General features: G+C 28.9%; 21 protein-coding genes. 3 read left to right on the top strand and 18 right to left on the bottom strand.

The window, feature by feature from the left end:
- Positions 1-1,341 (top strand): O-acetylhomoserine aminocarboxypropyltransferase/cysteine synthase family protein, encoded by a 1,341-nt coding sequence (locus ABXT61_RS03155; protein ID WP_415315820.1) that lies wholly within the window; start codon positions 1-3, stop codon positions 1,339-1,341.
- Here the strand turns inward: ABXT61_RS03155 and ABXT61_RS03150 are convergent.
- Positions 1,325-2,344 (bottom strand): COX15/CtaA family protein, encoded by a 1,020-nt coding sequence (locus ABXT61_RS03150; RefSeq protein ID WP_415315819.1) that lies wholly within the window; start codon positions 2,342-2,344, stop codon positions 1,325-1,327. The genes ABXT61_RS03155 and ABXT61_RS03150 overlap by 17 nt on opposite strands.
- A gap of 42 nt (positions 2,345-2,386) precedes the next feature.
- Here ABXT61_RS03150 and ABXT61_RS03145 point away from each other — a divergent pair, with 42 nt between their 5' ends.
- A complete protein-coding gene (locus tag ABXT61_RS03145; RefSeq protein ID WP_415315818.1) occupies positions 2,387-2,677 on the top strand; it encodes a chorismate mutase in 291 nt (96 codons plus the stop codon).
- Positions 2,678-2,679: 2 nt separating this feature from the next.
- Here the strand turns inward: ABXT61_RS03145 and ABXT61_RS03140 are convergent, their stop codons facing one another.
- From ABXT61_RS03140 to ABXT61_RS03115, 6 genes are read right to left on the bottom strand one after another with little or no spacing between them, the layout of a single operon-like run.
- Positions 2,680-2,871: a 50S ribosomal protein L33 gene (locus ABXT61_RS03140; protein WP_415315817.1), complete on the bottom strand. Its 192-nt coding sequence runs from the start codon at positions 2,869-2,871 to the stop codon at positions 2,680-2,682.
- Position 2,872: 1 nt separating this feature from the next.
- Complete coding sequence (locus ABXT61_RS03135; RefSeq protein WP_415315816.1) at positions 2,873-3,250, bottom strand: MerR family transcriptional regulator; 378 nt, start codon at positions 3,248-3,250, stop codon at positions 2,873-2,875.
- Positions 3,240-3,542, bottom strand: coding sequence for an HU family DNA-binding protein (locus ABXT61_RS03130; RefSeq protein ID WP_415315815.1), 303 nt, complete (start codon positions 3,540-3,542; stop codon positions 3,240-3,242). The genes ABXT61_RS03135 and ABXT61_RS03130 overlap by 11 nt, the downstream gene beginning before the upstream one ends.
- The gene (plsX, locus tag ABXT61_RS03125; protein WP_415315814.1) at positions 3,542-4,546 is read right to left on the bottom strand and encodes a phosphate acyltransferase PlsX; all 1,005 of its coding nucleotides are present in this window, start codon (positions 4,544-4,546) and stop codon (positions 3,542-3,544) included. The genes ABXT61_RS03130 and plsX overlap by 1 nt, the downstream gene beginning before the upstream one ends.
- A gap of 14 nt (positions 4,547-4,560) precedes the next feature.
- Positions 4,561-4,743 carry a 50S ribosomal protein L32 gene (gene rpmF, locus ABXT61_RS03120; protein WP_011282128.1) on the bottom strand — a complete coding sequence of 61 codons (183 nt, stop codon included), beginning with the start codon at positions 4,741-4,743 and terminating at the stop codon, positions 4,561-4,563.
- Positions 4,744-4,750: 7 nt separating this feature from the next.
- Positions 4,751-5,218 carry a ubiquinol-cytochrome C chaperone family protein gene (locus ABXT61_RS03115; RefSeq protein ID WP_415315813.1) on the bottom strand — a complete coding sequence of 156 codons (468 nt, stop codon included), beginning with the start codon at positions 5,216-5,218 and terminating at the stop codon, positions 4,751-4,753.
- On the opposite strand from ABXT61_RS03115, the gene ABXT61_RS03110 reads away from it, so the two are divergent.
- On the top strand, positions 5,217-5,681 hold the full coding sequence (locus ABXT61_RS03110; protein WP_415315812.1) for a hypothetical protein: 465 nt from the start codon (positions 5,217-5,219) through the stop codon (positions 5,679-5,681). The two genes, ABXT61_RS03115 and ABXT61_RS03110, sit on opposite strands and share 2 nt — an antisense overlap.
- 1 nt (position 5,682) lies before the next feature.
- Here ABXT61_RS03110 and ABXT61_RS03105 read toward each other — a convergent pair whose 3' ends face one another.
- From ABXT61_RS03105 to ABXT61_RS03055, 11 genes are all read right to left on the bottom strand, one after another.
- Entirely contained in the window at positions 5,683-7,788 is a 2,106-nt protein-coding gene (locus ABXT61_RS03105) for a sodium-translocating pyrophosphatase (RefSeq protein ID WP_415315811.1), read from the bottom strand.
- A gap of 86 nt (positions 7,789-7,874) precedes the next feature.
- Positions 7,875-8,834, bottom strand: a complete 960-nt coding sequence (thiL, locus tag ABXT61_RS03100) for a thiamine-phosphate kinase (RefSeq protein WP_415315810.1) — start codon at positions 8,832-8,834, stop codon at positions 7,875-7,877.
- A complete protein-coding gene (locus ABXT61_RS03095) occupies positions 8,827-9,231 on the bottom strand; it encodes a transcription antitermination protein NusB (RefSeq protein WP_168606233.1) in 405 nt (134 codons plus the stop codon). Before ABXT61_RS03095 ends, thiL begins: the two co-directional genes overlap by 8 nt.
- 2 nt (positions 9,232-9,233) lie before the next feature.
- Positions 9,234-9,620: a 6,7-dimethyl-8-ribityllumazine synthase gene (gene ribH, locus ABXT61_RS03090; protein WP_415315809.1), complete on the bottom strand. Its 387-nt coding sequence runs from the start codon at positions 9,618-9,620 to the stop codon at positions 9,234-9,236.
- Entirely contained in the window at positions 9,620-10,720 is a 1,101-nt protein-coding gene (gene ribB, locus ABXT61_RS03085; RefSeq protein WP_415315808.1) for a 3,4-dihydroxy-2-butanone-4-phosphate synthase, read from the bottom strand. Before ribB ends, ribH begins: the two co-directional genes overlap by 1 nt.
- Positions 10,707-11,300 carry a riboflavin synthase gene (locus ABXT61_RS03080; RefSeq protein WP_415315807.1) on the bottom strand — a complete coding sequence of 198 codons (594 nt, stop codon included), beginning with the start codon at positions 11,298-11,300 and terminating at the stop codon, positions 10,707-10,709. Before ABXT61_RS03080 ends, ribB begins: the two co-directional genes overlap by 14 nt.
- A 4-nt stretch (positions 11,301-11,304) precedes the next feature.
- Complete coding sequence (gene ribD, locus ABXT61_RS03075; protein ID WP_415315806.1) at positions 11,305-12,405, bottom strand: bifunctional diaminohydroxyphosphoribosylaminopyrimidine deaminase/5-amino-6-(5-phosphoribosylamino)uracil reductase RibD; 1,101 nt, start codon at positions 12,403-12,405, stop codon at positions 11,305-11,307.
- The gene (nrdR, locus tag ABXT61_RS03070) at positions 12,386-12,844 is read right to left on the bottom strand and encodes a transcriptional regulator NrdR (RefSeq protein WP_415277649.1); all 459 of its coding nucleotides are present in this window, start codon (positions 12,842-12,844) and stop codon (positions 12,386-12,388) included. The genes ribD and nrdR overlap by 20 nt, the downstream gene beginning before the upstream one ends.
- Complete coding sequence (glyA, locus tag ABXT61_RS03065; RefSeq protein WP_415315805.1) at positions 12,844-14,154, bottom strand: serine hydroxymethyltransferase; 1,311 nt, start codon at positions 14,152-14,154, stop codon at positions 12,844-12,846. The genes nrdR and glyA overlap by 1 nt, the downstream gene beginning before the upstream one ends.
- Positions 14,155-14,156: 2 nt before the next feature.
- Complete coding sequence (gene rpiB, locus ABXT61_RS03060) at positions 14,157-14,582, bottom strand: ribose 5-phosphate isomerase B (RefSeq protein ID WP_415315804.1); 426 nt, start codon at positions 14,580-14,582, stop codon at positions 14,157-14,159.
- 1 nt (position 14,583) lies between these two features.
- Positions 14,584-15,225, bottom strand: coding sequence for an aspartyl/asparaginyl beta-hydroxylase domain-containing protein (locus ABXT61_RS03055; RefSeq protein WP_415315803.1), 642 nt, complete (start codon positions 15,223-15,225; stop codon positions 14,584-14,586).
- Between the last annotated feature and the right edge of the window lie 48 nt (positions 15,226-15,273).

The following is a 15,273-nucleotide window of genomic DNA, read 5'->3' as shown; positions in this document are numbered from 1 at the left end:
ATGAGCACAAAAAGACAAAACCCTGAGACTATAGCCATACATGGTGGCGATTATAGAAGTGATCCAACAACTAAAGCTGTAGCTGTTCCAATTTATAGAACAACTTCTTATCAATTTGACAGTACTGAACACGCTGCAAATTTATTTGCTTTAAAAGAGTTTGGTAATATCTACACAAGAATAATGAATCCTACTAATGATGCCCTAGAAAAAAGACTTGCTGCATTAGAGGGGGGCTTAGCTTGCTTAACGGTATCATCTGGTCAAACAGCATCAACTTTTTCAATTTTAAATGTTGCAAAAGCAGGAGATAATATTGTGAGTTCAACAGATCTTTATGGTGGAACAGTTTCTTTATTTACACACACTTTAAGTAAGCTTGGAATAGAAGTTAGATATGCAGACCCTGCTGATCCTAAAAACTTTGAAAAAGCCATAGATGATAAAACAAGAGCATTTTATGGAGAAACTTTACCGAATCCATACTTAAGAGTTTTTCCTATTAAAGAAGTATCTGATATAGGTAGAAAATATAACATACCACTAATAATGGATAATACGGCCTCTCCCGTTCTATGTAAGCCCTTAGAGCACGGTGCTGCTATAGTTGTTTATTCACTTACTAAATATATAGGTGGACATGGTACAGTTGTAGGTGGAGCCTTAATCGATGGTGGTAATTTTGATTGGACAGCAGATCCTAAAAGGCAGCCCCTATTTAATGAACCTGATGCAAGTTATGGTGGCGCTGTATGGGGTAAAACGGTACCTGAATTAACTGGTGCGAATGTTTCTTTTGCAGTTAGAGCTAGAGTTGTCCTATTAAGAGATTTGGGTGCAGCACTATCTCCTGATAATGCATTCGGATTAATCCAAGGACTTGAAACTGTAGCTTTAAGAATGAAACAGCATTGTTCAAATGCTAAAAAAGTTGTCGAATATCTAATTAAACATACTAAAGTTTCCAGAGTTATATATCCAAATCAATACAAAGGTGAAATTGGAAATAGAGCTAAAAAATACCTAAATGGTGGAAATGGCGCTTTAGTTGGTATCGAGCTAAAGGGCGGTATTGAAGCTGGTAAAAAATTCATAGAAGCTTTAAAGATGTTTTACCATGTGGCAAATATTGGTGATGCCAGAAGTTTAGCAATTCATCCAGCAACAACAACACATAGTCAATTAAATGAAGAAGAGCTTTTAGCTTCAGGTGTGACACCAGGATATGTAAGATTGTGCATTGGTCTTGAGCATATTGAAGACATTATTGAAGATTTAGAGCAAGCTCTAAAGAGAACAGATAATGTTGAAGATATTAATAAAGCTAAAGCTGCTGGTTAGAGTTTTTATATATAATTACAAGATAAGTAGTTAATACAAAAATTGAACCTAGCTGGTGTAGTGATGCATATTTAATCTCTACACCAGATAGTAAAGTTATAATTCCCAAAAAAATCTGAACCAATATTGCAATATCAAATAGTATAATATTTTTAGTTCCATGGTTATTTTTTATGTAGAGATAATTTAAAATAATAATAAAAAATAAAAGTATATAAGCTGTAACTCTATGTAGAAATTGAACAATTGATTGGTTGTTAAATAATTGAGCATTAATTACATCACTATAACCAACGTCATTTGGGAAAAAGCTACCATTCATATCAGGCCACGAATTATAGATTAGACCCCCATCTAAGCCTGATAAAAAAGCACCAAATATAACCTGCAACACTATCAACTTGAGTATGAATAATAAAAGTAAATTTGGAATTCTTTTATGAAATTTTTTAATTTTATAAATGTCCAAAATATACCAGAAAATTAAACATAGGATGAATAAAGCTAAAGATAAATGAATACTAAGTCTAAAGTGACTAACGTCATTATTTTCAATTAATCCACTAGAGACCATATACCAACCTATGAATCCTTGAAAACACACAAGAAAAAATATCCAATAATATTTATTTGAATAATGTTGGGTATTTTTAAAATATAGACTAAAGAAAAGTAAAGGTACCAATGTAAACAATCCAACAAATCTTGCTAATAATCTATGAGCATATTCCCAATAAAAAATTACTTTAAATTCTTCTAGAGACATTCCATAATTGATATTTTGATATTCAGGTATTTTTTTGTACTCTAAAAAATAAAAATTCCATTCAGTAATATTGAGTGGTGGTAGAATTCCAGTAAAGAGCTCCCAAGCTGTGATTGATAAACCTGAATCAGTTAACCTAGTAAGTCCACCAACTGCTACCATGAGAATAATTAACAAAAATAAAGTTATTAACCACAATTTTAAATATTTTATATAGTTGTCGCTATTTACAAACATAAATTATACTTATAATAATTATCTTAATAACCAATTGAATAAATGTCGCCTAGTAATAAAATAAAATTAAATCAGATAAGAATAAAGCTTGATAGACTTGATAATGATTTACTTAAACTAATCAAAAAAAGATCATCACTAGTTAATGAAGTATTAAAAGTAAAAATACATAAGAAAGAAATAATTGATCAAAAAAGGATCAATTTTATCCTTAAAAAGATTAAAAAAAAATCAATACAAACTAACATAGACCCAAAAATTACAAATAGAATATGGAAAAATATGATTTGGTCATTTATTGATTACGAAAAAAGAAATTTTAGAAAAAAATAATACTATTTACTGTGTGGAGGTAATTTTTTTTCCACAAACATTTCATGTTTTTTTGTAGAAGGATTATATTTCTTGGCAGATAATTTAACTTTAGCTTTTTCACCACCAGCTGGTTTTTTAACATAATAAAAAAATGGACTATCCGGTTTAGCCTCTGGTACTAATCTAACTTTAACGTGCGTTTTTTTTGCCATATTATTTTAAATTTTTTATTTTTTTTATCAGATCAGATATCTTCTTAAGTTTAATTTTTATACTATAGTCAGCATTTATAGAATTATTTGGTAATTCGTCAAGTTTTAATGATTTATCAGAATTAAGAACTTTTTTAACACCAATAATTGTCATTCCCTGATCTTTAAGGAGATATTTAACTTTTTTTAAAACCTCAATTGTATCATTATTATAATATCTTCTATTACCATTTAAAATTTTTGGTTTGATTTGCTTAAATTCCTTCTCCCAAAATCGAATAGTATGAGTATTCAAGGTTCCTTTTTTCTTGTTTACAAGATCAAGAATTTTAGCAACCTCACCTATTGACTTATAAGCATCATTATTTTTATGAATCATTCTTAGAATTTACCAAATCTTTAAATTCCTTAGAAGCTTTAAATAATACAACATCTCTATTAGATATAGTTGTTTGTTCTTTTGTTTTAGGGTTTCGTCCAATTCTGCTTTTTTTTGCCCTTATAGCAAAAGTACCAAATTTTGAGAGCTTTAATTTTTTTTCTTTTTTTAAATTTTCTACTATTGTGATTAGAAAATCATCAATCAAATTTTCAGATATATTTTTTGAAAAACCAATTTGCATATAAATTGAATTTATAAGATCTTTTTTTGTTAAGTTGGTTCTTTGCATTAACTTAAGTTGTTTCTTATCTTTTCTATTAAATTACCACTAACAATTCTAGTGCAAACACTTAATGAGTTTGAAAAACCTATATAATCCGTTCCACCATGGCTTTTAATAACTGGAGAATCTAAACCTATAAAAATTGCACCATTATAAAGTCTTGGATCTAATCTTTCTTTAAATTTTTTTAAATTTGAAATATTTAGCAAAGATGAAATTTTACCAATAATATTACCTGTCATGGCTTTCCTTAATTCACTTGTAATAAAATTTGCAGTACCCTCGGCTGTTTTTAAAGCAATATTTCCAGTAAATCCATCTGCGACGATAACATTTACATCACCATTCATTAACTGATTACCCTCTATATAACCTTTAAATTCAAAGTCTGTGTTATTTCTTTGATTTAGTTGTTGGTAAGTTTCTTTGATAGTTTCATTGCCCTTAATTTCTTCAGAACCTATATTTAATAAAGCAACTCTTGCTGTATCATTAGGATATAACGATTTAAATAATGAAGATCCCATTATAGAAAAATCAATTAAATTTTTTGGACTACATTCGATATTAGCTCCCAAATCTAGCACAACACTCATATTCTTTTTATTTGGCCATAAAGCTGAAAGTGCTGGTTTATCAATATTTTCAATCATCTTTAGATTAAGTTTTGAAATAACAAGTAATGCCCCAGTGTTACCAGCAGAAATGACTATGTCAGAATTTTTTTTTTTAACACTTTCTATGGCTAACCACATACTAGTGTTTTTTCCTCTTTTGGCTCCCTCTAAAGGACTATCCGTTCCTTTAACTACATCTTTAGTATGAATTATTTCAAATGAAGATGTTGGTAACTGGTCATTGATATAATTTTGGATTTTTTCCTTATCACCAAATATTTGATAAAAGGTATTAACGTTATTTTTATAGTGATGATAAATTCCATCTATAATTTTTTTTGGTGAATTATCACCACCCATTGCATCAACTGCAATTTTAATCATTTTGCTCATTTAATTTTGGACTTTTATTCCTTAGGATCTAAAACTTGTCTACCTCTGTACATGCCTGTTTTTAGATCTAAGTGATGAGGTAATCTGTATTCTCCAGATTTTTTATCCTCAACAATATTTGTAGATTTGAACTTCATATTCTGAGCTCTTCTCATTCCAGTTCTTGACGGTGATTGTTTTCGTTTAGGTACAGCCATAATAAAATTAATGCTTAACTACACCTTTTATATAAGAATTTAAAGTATTATTTTTTAAAATTAACCTATAATTTTCGAAATATTTAACCAAATACTCAATATTAGATGAATTATCTAAAAAATTTACCAAAATAGAGTTTCTAGATTCTGTATCTAATTCATCCCAACTGTGAATTTTATCAATCATTCCATAAAATAAGTTTAAGTAATCTTTCATTTTTTTATTAATTGATTGATCACCATAACCAATCTCCCTTATGCTTAATTCAACTTGCCTGAAAATAAAATCATAAATTTCTTGGAGTAATTTTTTGTCATTATTTTCCTTATAAACTTTCAAAAAGAAAGCAAAATGCAGTAAAAAAAATATCAATCTATCAGAAAAAGTATCCTGATTTTTAAAATCCTTATACAAATCTTTATTTCTAGTTAATTTAACTAAATTGTTGTAAATATTTATATAGTCTTTGCTCATGAAAAATTATTTTTATCTAATTGTTATTTTTTTATTTATTTCAAATTGTACATTAAATAAAGTTATAAAACACCATGGAGTACATTTTTTAGAAAAGAAGAATGAAAAACTTATAATTGGTAAAACAAATAAAAATGATATAATTGAACTTTTAGGACCTCCTTCAACAATAGGGGCTTTTAATCAGGAATTATGGATTTATATGGAAATACAAACTAGCTCCTCAAAACTATCAAATTTAGGGAAAAAAGAATTGTTAAAAAATAACATATTACTATTGGATATTGATAGCAGAGGTGTTTTATCAAAAAATATTTTTTTTAATAAAGAAGACATGAACAATATAAAATTTTCCGAAGACACAACTCAAATGAGTTATTCTAAAAATAGTTTTATATATGAGTTTTTATACTCAATTAGACAAAAGATAAACGACCCTCTCGGTAAAAAAAAAATAAATTAATTTAACCAGCAATCACCGCCAACAATAGCAATGCCACAATATTTGTTATTTTAATCATTGGATTAACAGCAGGACCAGCAGTATCTTTGTAAGGATCTCCAACAGTATCACCCGTTACTGCAGCTTTATGTGCTTCAGAACCTTTTCCACCGTGATTTCCATCTTCAATATATTTTTTTGCATTATCCCAAGCACCACCACCAGCAGTCATTGAAACAGCAACAAATAAACCTGTTATAATTACACCTAATAACATTGCACCAACCGCAGCTAAAGCAGCTACTTGTCCACCAATAGCAAATATCACAAAGTATAAAACAATAGGAGAAAGAACTGGTAATAACGAAGGTATAATCATTTCTCTAATTGCAGCCAAAGTTAATAAATCAACTAATTTAGCATAATCAGGTTTTTGTTTACCTTTCATAATACCTGGATATTTTTTAAATTGTCTTCTAACTTCAACAACTACAGCACCACCTGCTCTACCTACAGCTTGCATGCCCATTGATCCAAATAAATATGGAAGCATTCCACCAATCAATAAACCAACCACAACATAAGGGTTTGATAAATCAAAAGTTACAACAATTCCTTCAAGCTTTGAACCTGCAACACCTGAAAAGTGTTTAATGTCCTCAACATAAGCCGCAAATAATACTAGAGCACCTAAACCTGCTGAACCTATAGCATAGCCTTTAGTTACAGCCTTTGTCGTATTCCCTACTGCATCTAATGCGTCTGTAGTTTTTCTAACACTATTTGGTAGCTTGGCCATTTCAGCAATACCACCAGCGTTATCTGTTACTGGTCCGTAAGCATCAAGCGCAACAACCATACCCGCTAATGCAAGCATTGTAGTTACAGAAATAGCAATTCCATAAAGACCAGCAATTGAGTTTGTTGCTAAAATACCTGCAACAATAATTAAAGCAGGCACAGCAGTTGCTTCCATTGAAACAGCTAAGCCTTGAATTACATTTGTTCCATGACCTGTTGTAGAAGATTTAGCAATACTTCTTACTGGTCGGTATTCGGTTCCCGTATAGTATTCTGTAATCCAAATTAACAATCCAGTAATCACTAGACCAATTATTCCACAATAATACAAACTCATACCAGTAAAGCTTTTACCATTAACAGTATATTCACTTGCAAAACCAATTACATAATCAGTAACTGGGTATAAAATCATTAATGAAGAAACAGCAGAAACTACAAATCCTTTATATAAAGCATTCATAACATTTTTACTTTTTCCAAGTTTAACAAAGAAAGTTCCTAAGATTGATGTTAAAATACAAGCCCCACCAATAGTTAAAGGGTAGATCATCATATTCATATCACCGTAGAAAAAAATAGAAGAAAGAACCATAGTTGCAACAATTGTTACAGCATAAGTTTCAAATAAATCTGCAGCCATACCAGCACAATCTCCAACATTATCTCCAACATTGTCAGCGATAACTGCTGGATTTCTAGGATCATCCTCAGGGATACCTGCTTCTACTTTACCTACTAAGTCAGCACCAACATCGGCACCTTTAGTAAAAATTCCACCACCTAATCTTGCAAAAATTGATATTAAAGAAGCACCAAAGCCTAATGCAACTAATGCATTAACAACTTCTCTGTCATCAATTCCTGCTTTTAATAAAAAATAGTAATAAACTGCGATTGCAAGTAAAGCTAATCCAGCCACCAACATTCCAGTAACAGCACCTGATTTAAATGCAACGGCAAGACCACTTGCTAAACCTTTTCTTGATGCTTCTGCAGTTCTAACGTTAGCTTGAACAGAAACTAACATTCCAACATAACCAGCTATACCCGATAATGCAGCCCCAATAAAATAACCTAAGCCAACTAATGGACTAAACACCACACAAATAATAACTAAAACAACAACTCCAACCACGGCAATTGTTTTATATTGTCTTGCTAGGTATGCTTTAGCACCAATTTGAATTGCTGATGCAATCTCTTGCATCTTAGCGTTTCCAGCACTTGAGTTAAGAATATTTCTACCTGTAAAGAAACCATAAACGATTGAAAGTGATCCTGCCGCTATAGTATATAATAAAATTGTTTCTACTAGTGAGTTCATTTTGCCCTTGGTTGTTTGGTTGTTAAATTTTATTGTTTAAAGTCCGGACAATACAAAAAAAGCAATAAAAGGCAATATTTAACTTTCTAAAACTTATGAAAATAACCTTTGTTTTTAAGGCTAATTTGCCTGTTTTTACCATCAATAATGGATGATTTTTCAACATGGCTTTGGATTGAGCCAATTTTTGTAAGCTTGACTCTACAATTAGAAGCTATTTTTTTTATGATTCTCATCTTATTTTTAGAGGCTGTAAATAAGACTTGATAATCATCACCATTAGAAATGTAATTAATCTTGGATAGTTTTTTAAGATCAAGTATCTTTTTAAGATTGCTTGAAATTGGAATATTTTGTAAAAAAAGTTTATAGGACAATTTCTGATTATTAATCATTTTGTCAAGGTCCGCTATTAGTCCGTCGGAGACATCAATTGAAGTATTTGCAAATTTATTGATTTGATCAATTAATTTTGATTGAATTTTTGGCATAAAATATTGATTAGTAAAATATTTTTTTAATCTTGAATTCAGTTTAATTTTATTTTTTAAAACTAATAGACCTAAATAGCTATCTCCTAAATTTCCAGAGACATATATATCATCATTAATTTTAGCTTTGTTTCTATAGGTAATATTATTAGCAAAGCCTATTGTGGTAATTGTAAAACTTAACTTATTTGAAAAAACAGTATCTCCACCACTTAAAAAAATTTTATATTTATTTTGTTCTTGATTAAGTGATTTGCTAATTTTTGATAAATTCAATTTAGAAAAACTTTTTTTATTACCTGATCCTGAAATAAAATAATATTTTGGTTTAACACCTTTACATATAAGATCTGAAATTGATGATCTAATTATTTTTTTAATAACAAGCTCAGGTCTTTTAAAGTCTATGAAATGATTGCCCTCTATATATGTATCAACTGATACTGCTAATTTATTTTTTTTATCAAAAAAAACATCATCATTTAAATTTAGGGCACTTGGTAATTTTTTGGAAAGTTTTTGAAAATAATTTTTTATTAATTCAAATTCATGCATTAGTAGTTCTTATTTTTTTAGCTATTTTGTCTAATATTGCATTTAAATATTTAGTTTGACCATCTTCTAAAAAGAAGTTTGATGCATCAAGATATTCTTTAATAATTATTTTGGTAGAAACTTTAGGTTTGTATAAAAACTCAAATATAGCAGACTTTACTATCACTTGAAAAACCTGATCTAAATTAGTTAACTGCAAGTCTTCACTTAGATATTTTTTAACCTCTTCTTTAATAACTTCATCTCTTTCAATAGTGCCTAAAACAACATCTTTAATAAATTTTTTAAACCTATGTTTGGGAAAAGTTAAATCTGTGTCATCATTAAAAAAATTACCATATAATTTTTGGATAATTATAACTCTTGGGCTTTGATTTGGATTATATGGAGTTCTCATTATTATTGAAAAAGGACAGATATTACAGCATGAGCTGCTTCTCTTCCCTTTTTCTTCCTAGCTATAGCTTGACGCATATTTAGACAGGTAATAATTCCATTACCAATGGGTTTTTTGCTATCTATTGATAGTTTCATTATTGCATCAGTTGAAGCATGAGAAATAAAGTCAAAATGAGGTGTTTGGCCCTTAATAACACAACCAAGAGCTAAAAAAGCATCATACTTCTTAATATTCTTTGAAATCGTAACTGGTATTTCAAAAACCCCTGGAACATTGATAATTTTTATTAAACTAGATTTGGGCAATATGCTCTTGGCACTACTTAACAAGCCTTTTGATATGTCCTTATAATAATCAGCAATAACTATTAAATATTTTTTTTTCATTAAATGATTTCCTGTTTAGTAATCTTTATATCATAACCCTCTAAACCAATAACTTTTTTAAGAGATTTGGTAATTAATATCATATTTTTAATCTTTAAATCTTTAATTATCTGAGCCCCAATACCATAATTTCTAATAAGTTTATCATTTCCCTTTTTATAGAAATCTTTGTTCTTATAATCCTTAAGTGTTTGTGTAACAGATTTTAAGTTTGTATCTTTTATAAAAACTAAAACACAGTTATTGAATTTCTTAAAATAATTTAAAGTTTTATCAAATGAATTTGGTAATTGTTGATTGATTAAATAATTTTGAACTACGTTAGATGAAATTACCCTAACTCTTGGTATTATCCCTTTTTTAATATTACCTTTGATTAAAGCAAAGTGTTCAGATCCATCTAAAAGATTTTCATAAATTCTAATTTTATATTTTTGATTTTTAACATCAATATCAGATTGTTTTTTAAGTTTAATTAGTTTTTCTTTTTTTAAACGATAAGCAATAAGGTCTTCAATTTTACCTATCTTTAAATTATGTTTTTTTGCAAAATTAAATAAATCTTGACCTTTGGCCATGGTGCCATCTTCATTCATTATTTCACAAATAACAGCAGAGTTATTTTTTTTAGCAAGTTTTGAAATATCAACAGAGGCTTCTGTGTGACCAGCTCTAACTAAAACACCCCCATCTTTGGCAATGATTGGAAAAATATGTCCTGGTGATACAATGTCTTTCTTGTTTACATTTTTCTTTGAGGCAATTTTAATTGTCTTTGCTCTATCTTTTGCTGAAATCCCAGTTGTTATTCCTTTTTTTGCTTCAATAGAAATTGTAAAGGCAGTTTTATTCCTTGATTGATTTATTGGTGACATCAAAGATAAATTTAACCGTTTTGCCTGTACACTATCTAGCGCTAGGCAAATTAATCCACGACCATATTTGGCCATAAAATTTATATTTTTAGCACTTGAGTCAGTGGTTGATATTATTAAGTCTCCTTCATTTTCTCTTTTCTCATCATCAACCAAGATAAACATACCACCATTCTTTGCGATATTAATTATACTTTCAATGGATGCATAATTATTTTTTTTCATTAAAATAATTTCTAACGTATTTAGATAAGATATCTATCTCTATATTAACTAGGCTACTCTTTTTTAATGAAGATAAATTGGTTAGTTTAAAAGTGTGTGGAATAACCCAAACTTGAAATCCTTTTTTGGCTACTTTAGAAATTGTTAAAGAAATTCCATTTATACATATAGAGGCTTTTTCAATTAAATTTGATCTTTCTTTCTTAACAAGCTCAAAGTCAAATAAATATGATTTATCAATCTTCTTAATACTCTCAATTTTACCTACTGCATCAATGTGACCTTGACAAATATGACCTGATATTTTTTGACCGAACTTCAAAGGAAGTTCAAGATTAATTTTGTCATTTATTTTTAAGAATTTAAACTTTGATCTTTGTATGGTTTCATCTGAAAGATAAAATTCCATTATTTTATTTTTAATATCAATTAATGTTAAACAAACACCGTCACATGCTACTGATACACCTAGATCTTTACGTGTTAACTTTAAATCAGCTTTTACAAAAATATTAATACCCTTTGATCTTTTTTCAAATTTAGTGATTAAACCTTGGTTAAAAATTATTCCATTAAACATATTATTATCTGTAAAGTGTAATTACATCTTTGCCTAATTCTTTATTAATCTTCAATTTATTTTTATAATTTTTCTTTAATTCATTAAGAAAACTAAGCTCTTTATAGTTAACCAGCTTTGATAAAATTTTTGCACATTTATATAGATAAAACTCATTAAATAACCTTTTTTTAATAATGTGTTTCGAGAGATCATTTCCACCTTCAACTAATAAATTTCTGCAGCCAAGGACATAGAGTTTTTTTAAAACTAACTTAATATCAAAGTTATCTTGAATTAATTTACCTTTGATTAGAGTTATACCTTTTTTTTTAAACATTAATTTTTCTTTGGTTTTAGCGTTATGATAAAAAATTATAGTATTGTTCTTATTTGCTGTTTTAAAAATATATGAATTTTTTTTAGTTTCTAGGTTTCTGTCTAAAATTATTCTTTTAGGAGAAAATTTACTTAAACCTTTTAGTCTACAGTTAAGTTTTGGGTTATCTTTATTTAGAGTTTTGGAAGAAATCATTAATGAATCATTTTTGTATCTAAGAAAATGTGTAAATTTATCGGTATGAATATCTGAAATTCTTTTTGTATCCTTGCTATATATCAAATTATTTTTAGAAATTGCAATTTTACCAGTAACATAAGGAAGGTTATTTTTTCTATTAAAGAAATAAGGTATATAAAATTTACTTACTTCTTTTTTAAGTAAATTTTTTTTTACTAAAATATTTTTAGATTGAAGAATTTTTAAAGTTTTACCTTTAACTTTATTATCAATATCTTCTACCGCATACACAACTTCTTTAATTTTATTTTTAATTATAATATTTGTGCACGGAGGGGTTTTTCCATAATGACTACAAGGTTCAAGGGTTACATACATTTTTGCATCATCTAGGTTTTCATTTGAATTTTTAATTGCATTAAATTCAGCATGAGGTGTACCGTTAAAACCTGTTTGACCAATTGAAAGTATTTCATTATTTTTAACAATTACACATCCAACAGAAGGGTTAACACCAGTTAGTCCATGTTGTGCTTTAGCCAAACTTAAGGCAAGCTCCATAAAATTTTTATCTTTTTTTGAAAATTTATCTTTTTTTGTAGACATCTAATTTGTCCACGAATTGCACAAAGTCTTTTTCTTCTCTAAAATTTCGATATACAGATGCAAATCTAACGTACGCAACTGGATCAAGATCTTTCAAACCTTCCATAACCATTGTGCCAATTGTATTTGATGAAATTTCACTTTGGCCAAGTTCCTCTAATGCTCTTGAAGTCCTGCTAATAAACTTTTCTGCTGTTTCAGTATCAATCGGTCTTTTCTTTAATGCTATGTAAATTGATTTTGAAAGCTTATCTCTGTCAAAAGATGATTTTCTTCCATTCTTTTTAATAACCATTATTTCTCTAAATTGAACTCTTTCAAAAGTTGTGAATCTGGCTCCACATACACAAAGTCTTCTTCTTCTTATGGCGGTACCATCTTCTGTGGGTCTAGAGTCTACAACTGATGTTTCACCTTTTTTACAAATCGAACAAATCATTATTTTAAATTTTTATATATTGGGAAATGCGAGGTAAGCTCTATAACTTCATTTCTAACTTCTTCTTCAATTTTACTGTTGTCTTCAGGATTATCAGATAAACCTTTTACAACTTTAGTTATTAATTCACCTACTTTTTCAAATTCTTTTAATCCAAAACCTCTAGTGGTAGCGGCTTGAGTTCCCAATCTTATACCAGAAGTAATCATCGGCTTTTCTGAATCAAAAGGTATTCCATTTTTATTACAGGTAATATTAGCATTAGAAAGGCTTTCGGCAGCTAAATTACCTTTAACATTAAAAGGTCTTAGATCAACTAACATTAAGTGTGTATCCGTTCCACCAGAATAAATCTTAAAGCCATTATTCTTAAGTGTCTCTGATAAAATTTTAGCATTAGCTAAAACTGATTTAATATAATCTTTAAAATCTGGTCTTAATGCTTCTAAAAAACCAGCAGCCTTTGCTGCAATGACGTGCATCAATGGTCCACCTTGATAACCAGGAAATACTGCTGTGTTAAATTTTTTTGCTAAGTCTTCATGATTAGTTAAAATAATTCCACCTCTAGCACTTCTAAAAACTTTATGAGTTGTTGAAGTTACTACGTGAGCATGTTCACATGGGTTTGGGTAACCTTTACCAGCAACTAAACCTGAAAAGTGTGCCATATCTACCATTAAATATGCACCTACTTTGTCAGCAATATCTCTAAATCTTTTAAAATCAATTACTCTAGAGTAAGCACTTCCACCACAAATTATAAGTTTTGGTTTATGTTTTAATGCGAGTTTTTCAACATTATCATAATCGATAAGTTCCGATTCTTTATCAACATCATACCCTATTGGATTGAACCATTTACCTGACATTGAAATTTTTAATCCATGCGTAATATGACCACCAGAATTTAAACTCATCCCCATAAAAGTATCACCAGGATTTAATAGCGCTAAAAATACAGCTCCATTCGCTTGAGCTCCAGAATGTGGTTGAGCGTTTGCAAATTTACAATCAAATAATTTTTTTAATCTTTCAATGGCTAGGTTTTCAGCAACATCAACATGTTCACATCCATTGTAGTATCTTTTTCCAGGATATCCTTCTGCATATTTATTTGTTAAAACAGAACCTTGTGCTTCTAGAACGGCTTGTGAAACAATATTTTCAGAAGCAATTAATTCTATATGCTGTTGTTGTCTTTTTAATTCATCACTTATTGCTTTATGTAATTCTGGATCAGTTACAGATAAGCTATCTTCAAAAAAGCTTTTATAGTTTTCGTTTAAATAGTTTTTTTCACTAGACATAATTAAATTTTCTTAATTCTTTTTGCGTGTCTTCCACCTTCAAACTTTGTATTCAAAAAAACACTAACACAATTTAAAGCATTTTTTTTAGTAAGCAGTCTAGATCCCAATGTAATGATATTTGCATCATTATGCAATCTTGATAATTTAGTAGATTTTAAATTAAAACATTGAGCTGCACGTATATTTTTATGTCTATTTGCAGCAATATTCATACCCATCCCAGAGCCACAAATTAATATACCAGTATGATTATTATTGGTTTTAACTTTTTTTGCAACTTTATGAGCATAATCAGGATAATCAACTCTATCACTATTGTATGGGCCTAAGTCTGTATAACTAATTTTTTTTTTATCTAAATGAAGTTTAATTAACTCCTTTAACTTATAACCAGCGTGATCTGATGATAAAAATATTTTTTTCAATCTAATTAAACTTATAATCTAAAACACATGCTACTAGATGAACTCTATTTTCTTCTCCACCATTAAAAGCATTATGATATTTTGTATTGTTAGTAACCCACACCGATCCATCTGCAGGCATATGTTTTGCAACATTGTCTATAACCATTAGGCAGCCTGGATTTGAAATTAGGGGTATATGCAATCTTGGTTCTGGATCTCTATGCCAACTCAACGTTGATCTTGGTTCCTTTAATAAAATCCTAACTCTACCTAATTTATATTTTGAAGAAAGTACATCAAACACTTCTTTAAAGTAGGTATTTTCATAGTCAGTTATAAATTCTGAATAAGCAGCTTCGTCAATTGAAACATCTCTTGAAACTTCTTTTCCTGACTTATCTGGTTTTGTCCAATAAACACCTCTGGCTTTACTTCCTTTTACAGAGTTTGGGTCACCAGGAATTTGTGTTAGAGAAATAGCTCCAAAGTGGGCAATTCCTCCACCATCATCAAATTTTTTAGTTTGAACAATTTGATTGTAGGCTTCTTGTAATTTATCAATATCAAACTTGATATTTTGTTTTTGAAAGTCACTAAAGTCTAAAATCTTCTCTTCTTTTTTTAGATCTAAGTTTATAATATTTTTATTTTCAATACTCATGCTGATTGTTTTTTACTTAATTTAATATATATTTGTATAATACATTTG

The sequence above is a fragment of the Candidatus Pelagibacter sp. Uisw_137 genome (genome assembly GCF_047720245.1).
Lineage (GTDB): Bacteria > Pseudomonadota > Alphaproteobacteria > Pelagibacterales > Pelagibacteraceae > Pelagibacter.
This window is presented reverse-complemented; position numbering and strand designations above follow the sequence as displayed.

Coding starts and splice junctions, on each gene's coding strand:
- ABXT61_RS03155 (WP_415315820.1), top strand. CDS start 1: ATGAGCACAAAAAGACAAAACCCTGAGACTATAGCCATACATGGTGGC.
- ABXT61_RS03150 (WP_415315819.1), bottom strand. CDS start 2,344: ATGTTTGTAAATAGCGACAACTATATAAAATATTTAAAATTGTGGTTA.
- ABXT61_RS03145 (WP_415315818.1), top strand. CDS start 2,387: ATGTCGCCTAGTAATAAAATAAAATTAAATCAGATAAGAATAAAGCTT.
- ABXT61_RS03140 (WP_415315817.1), bottom strand. CDS start 2,871: ATGGCAAAAAAAACGCACGTTAAAGTTAGATTAGTACCAGAGGCTAAA.
- ABXT61_RS03135 (WP_415315816.1), bottom strand. CDS start 3,250: ATGATTCATAAAAATAATGATGCTTATAAGTCAATAGGTGAGGTTGCT.
- ABXT61_RS03130 (WP_415315815.1), bottom strand. CDS start 3,542: ATGCAAAGAACCAACTTAACAAAAAAAGATCTTATAAATTCAATTTAT.
- plsX (WP_415315814.1), bottom strand. CDS start 4,546: ATGAGCAAAATGATTAAAATTGCAGTTGATGCAATGGGTGGTGATAAT.
- rpmF (WP_011282128.1), bottom strand. CDS start 4,743: ATGGCTGTACCTAAACGAAAACAATCACCGTCAAGAACTGGAATGAGA.
- ABXT61_RS03110 (WP_415315812.1), top strand. CDS start 5,217: ATGAAAAATTATTTTTATCTAATTGTTATTTTTTTATTTATTTCAAAT.
- ABXT61_RS03115 (WP_415315813.1), bottom strand. CDS start 5,218: ATGAGCAAAGACTATATAAATATTTACAACAATTTAGTTAAATTAACT.
- ABXT61_RS03105 (WP_415315811.1), bottom strand. CDS start 7,788: ATGAACTCACTAGTAGAAACAATTTTATTATATACTATAGCGGCAGGA.
- thiL (WP_415315810.1), bottom strand. CDS start 8,834: ATGCATGAATTTGAATTAATAAAAAATTATTTTCAAAAACTTTCCAAA.
- ABXT61_RS03095 (WP_168606233.1), bottom strand. CDS start 9,231: ATGAGAACTCCATATAATCCAAATCAAAGCCCAAGAGTTATAATTATC.
- ribH (WP_415315809.1), bottom strand. CDS start 9,620: ATGAAAAAAAAATATTTAATAGTTATTGCTGATTATTATAAGGACATA.
- ribB (WP_415315808.1), bottom strand. CDS start 10,720: ATGAAAAAAAATAATTATGCATCCATTGAAAGTATAATTAATATCGCA.
- ABXT61_RS03080 (WP_415315807.1), bottom strand. CDS start 11,300: ATGTTTAATGGAATAATTTTTAACCAAGGTTTAATCACTAAATTTGAA.
- ribD (WP_415315806.1), bottom strand. CDS start 12,405: ATGTCTACAAAAAAAGATAAATTTTCAAAAAAAGATAAAAATTTTATG.
- nrdR (WP_415277649.1), bottom strand. CDS start 12,844: ATGATTTGTTCGATTTGTAAAAAAGGTGAAACATCAGTTGTAGACTCT.
- glyA (WP_415315805.1), bottom strand. CDS start 14,154: ATGTCTAGTGAAAAAAACTATTTAAACGAAAACTATAAAAGCTTTTTT.
- ABXT61_RS03055 (WP_415315803.1), bottom strand. CDS start 15,225: ATGAGTATTGAAAATAAAAATATTATAAACTTAGATCTAAAAAAAGAA.